Here is a 6345-nt window from a genome sequence, read left to right as displayed (position 1 = left end):
CAGCCGGGCATTACGGTGGGACACGAAGGCCTCCGTGCGGTGTGTTCCTAGACAGCTCCACCACATCGGAGGTCTTCGCCATGATCAAGCCCGGCGACCGTTAACAACGCTCGTGATCAATACACCTAGCCGCGGGGCCCGGGCCGGTCCGGTGGCGGTGCCGTGGCGCTCGCCCGGGTGGCGCACAGGACGTCGACGCGGTTGGTCGTGATCGCGTCCACGCCCGCGGCGAGGAGCCGGCGCATGGACCGGCGCGTGTCCGGCGTCCAGACCGACAGCAGATGGCCGCCGGCGTGGACGCGGTCGGCGAGGGAGCGGTCCACCAGCGGGAACCGGTAGTTCAGCCACCGCGGGCGGATCGCCTCCAGCAGCACGGGCCGCGGCGGGGCCAGGGTCGTCCAGGTGAGGGCGATCTCGGCGGCCGGGTCCGCCGCGCGCACGGCGAGCATGGTGTCGGCGCCCGCGCAGTAGTAGACGCGGTCCGCCGCCCCGGCCTCCGTCACGGCGTCCATGATCCGGCGCACCGCCCGCGCGCCGGGCGAGCCGGGCAGGTCGATCAGCACGCGGTGCCCGTCGGTCGCGGCGAGCGCCTCCGTCAGGGCCGGCACCTCGCCACCGGTGAGGCCGCGCACCTCGGCCCAGGACAGCGCGAGCACCGGACGCTCGTGCCCCCACAGCCGCTTGAGCGTCGCGTCGTGCAGCAGCACCGGCACACCGTCCCGGGTGAGCCGTACGTCCACCTCCACCGCGTCCGCGCCCCGGGCGAGCGCGGACCTGAGCGAGGCCACGGTGTTCTCGCGGACGCGGTAGGGGTCGCCCCGGTGGGCCACGGCGGTCACGGGCCGCGGCCCACCCGGGTGCTGTGCGGAGGACGTCACCGGCCGAGCCACCCGGCGGTGTACGTGTCGATCTCGCCCTTGATCCGGGCCTTGCCGGCGTCGTCCAGGAAGGACGCCTCGACGGCGTTCTTCGCGAGACCGGCCAGGCCCCGCTCGTCGAGGTCGAGGAGACGGGCGGCGACCGCGTACTCGTTCTCCAGGTCGGTGCCGAACATCGGCGGGTCGTCGGAGTTGATCGTGACGACGACCCCGGCCCGCGCGAACTCCTTGACCGGGTGCTCGTCGAGGGTCGGGACCGCGCGCGTGGCGATGTTCGAGGTCGGGCACACCTCCAGCGGGATCCGGTGCTCGGCGAGGTGCGCGAGCAGCTCGGGGTCCTGGGCCGCGCTGGTGCCGTGGCCGATGCGCTCGGCCCGCAGGTGCGTCAGCGCGTCCCAGACGGTCTGCGGGCCGGTGGTCTCGCCGGCGTGCGGCACGGAGTGCAGCCCGGCCGCGATCGCACGGTCGAAGTAGGGCTTGAACTGCGGCCGGGGCACACCGACCTCCGGACCGCCGAGCCCGAAGGAGACCAGGCCCTCCGGGCGCAGCCGGTCGTCGGTGGCGAGCCGGGTGGTCTCCTCGGCGGCCTCCAGGCCCGCCTCGCCGGGGATGTCGAAGCACCAGCGCAGCACGGTCCCGAACTCGGCCTCGGCCGCCTTGCGGGCGTCCTCGATCGCGTCCATGAAGGCCCGCTCGTCGATGCCGCGCCGGGTGGACGAGAACGGCGTGATGGTCAGCTCGGCGTACCGCACCTGCTGGCGGGCCAGCTCCCGGGCCACCTCGTAGGTCAGCAGCCGGACGTCCTCCGGGGTGCGGATCAGGTCGACGACCGACAGGTAGACCTCGATGAAGTGGGCGAAGTCGGTGAAGGTGAAGTAGTCGGCCAGGGCCTCGGGGTCGGCCGGCACCTTCGCGTCGCGGTGCCGGGCGGCCAGCTCGGCGACGATCCGGGGGGAGGCGGAGCCCACGTGGTGCACGTGCAGTTCGGCCTTGGGCAGTCCGGCGATGAAGGCCCGCAGATCGCGAGGGGCCTGGGGGTCGACGAGATGCTCGGTCAAGGGTTCCTCCCCGGAACGGCGCCGGGCCGGCACGAGGGCGGCGGGCGCGGGTGATCGGCTGATCGATGACTCGGCTCTCATCCTAGGCGGGGGAGCGGTACGCCCAGGGGCGCGGGGCCGCTCCTCCGGCCTGGTCTTCACCGCCAGTCCTGGTCGACGCCTCCGGCCATGATCTGCGCCGCTGACTCTCGCCTGCGCCGTCGGTCTTCGACCCTGCCGCCGGTCCTGGTCCGCCCTTCCGGCCTTGGCCGGCGCCTCCGGGCTGGTCTGCGCCGCTGGCTGCCGCCTGCGCCGTCGGGCCTCGGCCCTGCCGCCGGCCTTGGTCCGCGCCTCCGCCCTGTCTGCGCACCAGTCCTCGTCGACGCCTCCGGCCATAATCCGCGCCGCTGGCTGCCGCCTGCGCCGTGGCCCTCGGCCCTGCCGCCAGCCCTGGGCCGCGCTCCCGCCCTGGTCTGCGTCTCCGGCCTGGTCTGCGCCGCTGGCTCTCGCCGGGCGACGGGCCTCGGCCCTGCCGCCGGCCTTGGTCCGCCCTTCCGGCCCGGGTCCCCGCCTCCGGCCCGGTCTGCGTCGACGGCCCTCGCCTGCGCCGGAGGCCGTCGGCACTGCCACCGGCCTGGTCCGCCCTTCCGGCCTTGGTCGGCGCCCTCGGCCCGGCTCCCCGCCCCCGGCCCGGGTCCCCGCCCCCGGCCCTCGCCCGCGCCCCTGGCTCTCGGTCGTGTCGGCGGCCCTCGCCGCTTCGCCGGGGGGCCGTGATCGTCGACGTACCCGCTCTGTGGCCCGGGCCGGGCGGCCCGTAGCATGGCGACACGATCGACCCAGGGGGGATGCACAGATGACGGACCCGACGCAGCCCGGCGCAGGCGGCGGACACGACCCGTGGGCGCCCCCGGAGCACAAGCCGTCGCTCGACAAGGACCAGCCGCCCACCCAGGGGCCGCCCTCCGTGCACGACCAGGCCACGGTCACCTCGATGCCCGCCGCCGGTTTCACCCCGCCCGCCGGCACCCCCCGGTACGACACCTCCGGCACCGGCGCGGTCCCGCCCCCGCCCGTCGCCCCCGGCGGCTACGGCTACCCCGGCTACCCCCAGTCCGGCTACGGCTGGCCCGGCATGCCCGCGGCCCCGCAGAACGGCATGGGCATCGCCGCGATGGTGCTCGGCATCGTGTCCTGCACGCTGTTCTGCCTGTACGGCGTGGTCTCCCTGGTCACCGGCATCCTCGCCGTCGTCTTCGGCATCAAGGGCCGCAAGCGCGCCGAGGCCGGTGTGGCCACCAACCACGGTCAGGCCCAGGCGGGTCTGATCATGGGCATCATCGGGATCATCCTCGGCATCACCGTGATCGTCCTGATCGCGGTCGGCATCACGGCCGCCATCAACAGCGACGACCACGACGAGGACCCGTACTACGGCGCCCTGCGCCCGGCCGCCACCGCTCCGGCCCCGCGCTGAAACTTCCGTACTCCCCGGCCGACTCGGCCACTACGATTCCCTGGTCTGACAACGGAGGGGAGCTCGTCCATGTCCAACACCAATCCCACGCCCGGTGGCTTCGGCCCGCCGGCCCAGCCTCCGCAGCAGCCGGCCCCCGGCTACGGCTACCCGCAGCAGTCCGGCCCGGGCTACGGCTACCCGCAGGGCGGCCCCGGCTACCCGGCCGCTCCGCCCGTGGGCTACCCGCAGGCCGCCGGCTACGGGATGCCCGCGCAGCCGAGCAACGGCATGGGAACCACGGGCCTGGTGCTGGGCATCATCGGCGTGGTGTGCAGCGTGACCTTCCTGCTGTGGTTCTTCGGCGTGATCCTCGGCATCCTGGCGATCATCTTCGGCGCCGTCGGCCGGGGCAAGGCCATCCGCGGTGAGGCCACCAACAAGGGCGCGGCGACCGCCGGCCTGGTCTGCGGCATCATCGCCACCGTGATCCTGCCGCTGCTGGGCTTCCTGCTGTTCGCCTCCATCATGGGCGGGCTCGGCGCGGCCTCCTGAGCCGGTCCGCCGAGATCACCGAGGGGGCCGGTCCTGGACCGGCCCCTTGCTCGTGCCCGGCCCCTCTCAGGGCCGGGCCCCCTCGCTCAGGCCCCGGCCGCCCGCAGCCGCTCCCGCGCCGCCATCAGCGCGAAGCCCAGCAGATTCGGGCCCCGCCACCGCTCCGGGTCCATCGCCGCCTCGTCGTCCGCGGCCAGCCCGATGCCCCACACCCGGTCCACGGGACTCGCCTCGACCAGCACCCGCTCGCCCGTGCCCAGCAGGAACCCCCGCAGCTCCGGATGCGCCCCGAACTTGTGGACGCTGCCCTCCACGACGATCCGGAACCGCTCCCGGGCCCAGGTCGCCTCGTCGAACCCGCGCACCAGCCGCCCGGCCTTCTTCGCCTCGGCGGGATGCCCGGCGGCCAGCACGGCGCGCTCGGCCGCGGCATCCTCGAAGAGGCGGGCCTTGCCGGCCATCATCCAGTGCTCCGCGGTCGCGTACGCCACGCCGTCCACGGTGAACGGCGACGGCCACCACTGGCTCAGGCAGCTCGGCCCGATCCGGCCGTCCGGCCGCGGACGGTGCCCCCAGAAATGCAGATACCTGACCCTGGCCCCCGCGCGAACCGCCCTGATCAGGGCCTCCCGCGAGTCGACCGCCCCCGTGATCTTCTCCATGCACGCGAGTCTGGCACGCACCACTGACACAGCGTCCTGCCTTTTCCCGGCGGACTCGACACCTGGTCGACAGATTCCGTCGCGTAACCAAAAATCAACAACGGAATCACTTGTTGGAGTCCCATCCCTCTGTCAGGATCGGCACTCAAATCGAGCCTGAGCCACGCCGGCCCCCTCATGGGGACACGGAGGAGAGCGACATGCACAACCCGGGCAACGCCACCCCGGACCGATTCCCGGCCGAGGAGCGCTTCCAGGAGGGCGCGCAGTACATCGCGGGCCGCCTGACCAGGGGCACCTCCGGCCGTACCCACGCGGTCGTGGACCCGGCGTCGGGCGAGGAGGTGCTGCGCTACGAACTGGCGGGCACGGCCGACGTCGACCGGGCCGTCGCCGCCGCCCGCGAGGCCTTCCCCGGCTGGGCGGGCACCACCCCCGGCGAGCGGTCCGACGCCCTGCACCGCTTCGCCGCGGTCCTGGCCGACCGGGCCGAGGACTTCGCCCGCGCGGAGTCGCTCCAGTGCGGCAAGCCGCTGAAGCTGACCCGCGAGTTCGACGTCCCGGGGACCATCGACAACACCGCCTTCTTCGCCGGTGCCGCCCGGCTCCTGCAGGGACAGTCCGCCGGTGAGTACTCCGGCGACCACACCTCCTACGTCCGGCGCGAGCCGATCGGGGTCGTCGGGTCGATCGCGCCCTGGAACTACCCGCTGCAGATGGCCGCCTGGAAGATCCTCCCGGCGATCGCGGCGGGCAACACCATCGTCCTCAAGCCCGCCGAGCTCACCCCGCTGACCTCGCTGCTCTTCGCGCAGGCAGCCACCGACGCCGGGATCCCGGACGGCGTGATCAACATCGTCACCGGCACCGGCAAGGAGGCCGGGGAGCATCTCGTCGGCCACCCCGACGTGGCCATGACCTCCTTCACCGGCTCCACCGCCGTCGGCAGGCGCGTCGCCGAGGTGGCCACCGCCACCGTCAAGCGGCTCCACCTGGAGCTCGGCGGCAAGGCGCCGTTCGTGGTCTTCGACGACGCCGACCCGGAGGCCGCCGCCCACGGCGCCGTCGCGGGCGCGCTCATCAACACCGGGCAGGACTGCACGGCCGCCACGCGCGCGTACGTGCAGCGGCCGCTGTACGAGGCCTTCGTGGAGCGGACGGCGGCGCTGATGGAGACGGTCCGGCTCGGCGACCCGTTCGCCGCGGGGACCGACCTGGGGCCGCTGATCTCGCACGTCCAGCGCGACCGGGTCGCCGGCTTCGTCGACCGGGCGCGTGGCTACGCGCGCGTGGTGACCGGCGGCGAGGCACCCGGGGGCGAGCTCGCGGAGGGCGCCTACTACCGGCCCACCCTGATCGCCGACGCGGCCCAGGACAGCGAGGTGGTCCAGTCGGAGATCTTCGGACCGGTCCTGGTCGTGCTGCCGTTCGACACCGACGACGAGGGGATCGCCCTCGCCAACGACACCCCCTACGGCCTGGCCGCCTCCGCCTGGAGCCGGGACGTGTACCGGGCCAACCGGGCCACGCGCGAGATCAAGGCCGGCTGCGTGTGGGTCAACGACCACATCCCGATCATCAGCGAGATGCCGCACGGCGGCTACAAGTCCTCCGGCTACGGCAAGGACATGTCCGCGTACTCGTTCGAGGAGTACACCCAGATCAAGCACGTCATGTTCGACAACACCGCGGTGGCCGCGAAGGACTGGCACCGCACCGTCTTCGGGGACCGATAGCCGTATCAGGCCGCCCGACCAGCG

General features: G+C 73.8%; 6 protein-coding genes. 3 read left to right on the top strand and 3 right to left on the bottom strand.

All coding sequences use genetic code 11. The annotated features are described in order from the left end of the window. Positions 1–125 precede the first annotated feature (125 nt). A complete protein-coding gene (locus ACIGAN_RS35265; protein WP_365094498.1) occupies positions 126–830 on the bottom strand; it encodes a glycerophosphodiester phosphodiesterase in 705 nt (234 codons plus the stop codon). Positions 831–874: 44 nt separating this feature from the next. After that, positions 875–1936, bottom strand: a complete 1062-nt coding sequence (locus ACIGAN_RS35260; protein WP_399863608.1) for an adenosine deaminase — start codon at positions 1934–1936, stop codon at positions 875–877. Positions 1937–2768: 832 nt separating this feature from the next. Here ACIGAN_RS35260 and ACIGAN_RS35255 point away from each other — a divergent pair. Both ACIGAN_RS35255 and ACIGAN_RS35250 read left to right on the top strand, forming a co-directional pair. Beyond that, entirely contained in the window at positions 2769–3389 is a 621-nt protein-coding gene (locus ACIGAN_RS35255; protein ID WP_365094320.1) for a DUF4190 domain-containing protein, read from the top strand. Between the two features lie 69 nt (positions 3390–3458). Next, the gene (locus ACIGAN_RS35250; RefSeq protein ID WP_365094317.1) at positions 3459–3923 is read left to right on the top strand and encodes a DUF4190 domain-containing protein; all 465 of its coding nucleotides are present in this window, start codon (positions 3459–3461) and stop codon (positions 3921–3923) included. 86 nt (positions 3924–4009) lie between these two features. Here the strand turns inward: ACIGAN_RS35250 and ACIGAN_RS35245 are convergent, their stop codons facing one another. Beyond that, on the bottom strand, positions 4010–4585 hold the full coding sequence (locus ACIGAN_RS35245) for an NADAR family protein (protein ID WP_365739250.1): 576 nt from the start codon (positions 4583–4585) through the stop codon (positions 4010–4012). 200 nt (positions 4586–4785) lie between these two features. Between ACIGAN_RS35245 and ACIGAN_RS35240 the strand changes: the two genes are divergently transcribed. Continuing rightward, the gene (locus ACIGAN_RS35240) at positions 4786–6321 is read left to right on the top strand and encodes a gamma-aminobutyraldehyde dehydrogenase (protein WP_399863605.1); all 1536 of its coding nucleotides are present in this window, start codon (positions 4786–4788) and stop codon (positions 6319–6321) included. Positions 6322–6345 lie beyond the last annotated feature (24 nt).

The sequence above is a fragment of the Streptomyces sp. NPDC085931 genome (genome assembly GCF_044540565.1).
Classification (GTDB): domain Bacteria; phylum Actinomycetota; class Actinomycetes; order Streptomycetales; family Streptomycetaceae; genus Streptomyces.
The sequence above is the reverse complement of the archived record's forward strand: the minus strand, read 5'-3'. Positions and strand labels throughout refer to the sequence as shown.

Coding starts and splice junctions, on each gene's coding strand:
- ACIGAN_RS35255 (WP_365094320.1), top strand. CDS start 2,769: ATGACGGACCCGACGCAGCCCGGCGCAGGCGGCGGACACGACCCGTGG.
- ACIGAN_RS35250 (WP_365094317.1), top strand. CDS start 3,459: ATGTCCAACACCAATCCCACGCCCGGTGGCTTCGGCCCGCCGGCCCAG.
- ACIGAN_RS35245 (WP_365739250.1), bottom strand. CDS start 4,585: ATGGAGAAGATCACGGGGGCGGTCGACTCGCGGGAGGCCCTGATCAGG.
- ACIGAN_RS35240 (WP_399863605.1), top strand. CDS start 4,786: ATGCACAACCCGGGCAACGCCACCCCGGACCGATTCCCGGCCGAGGAG.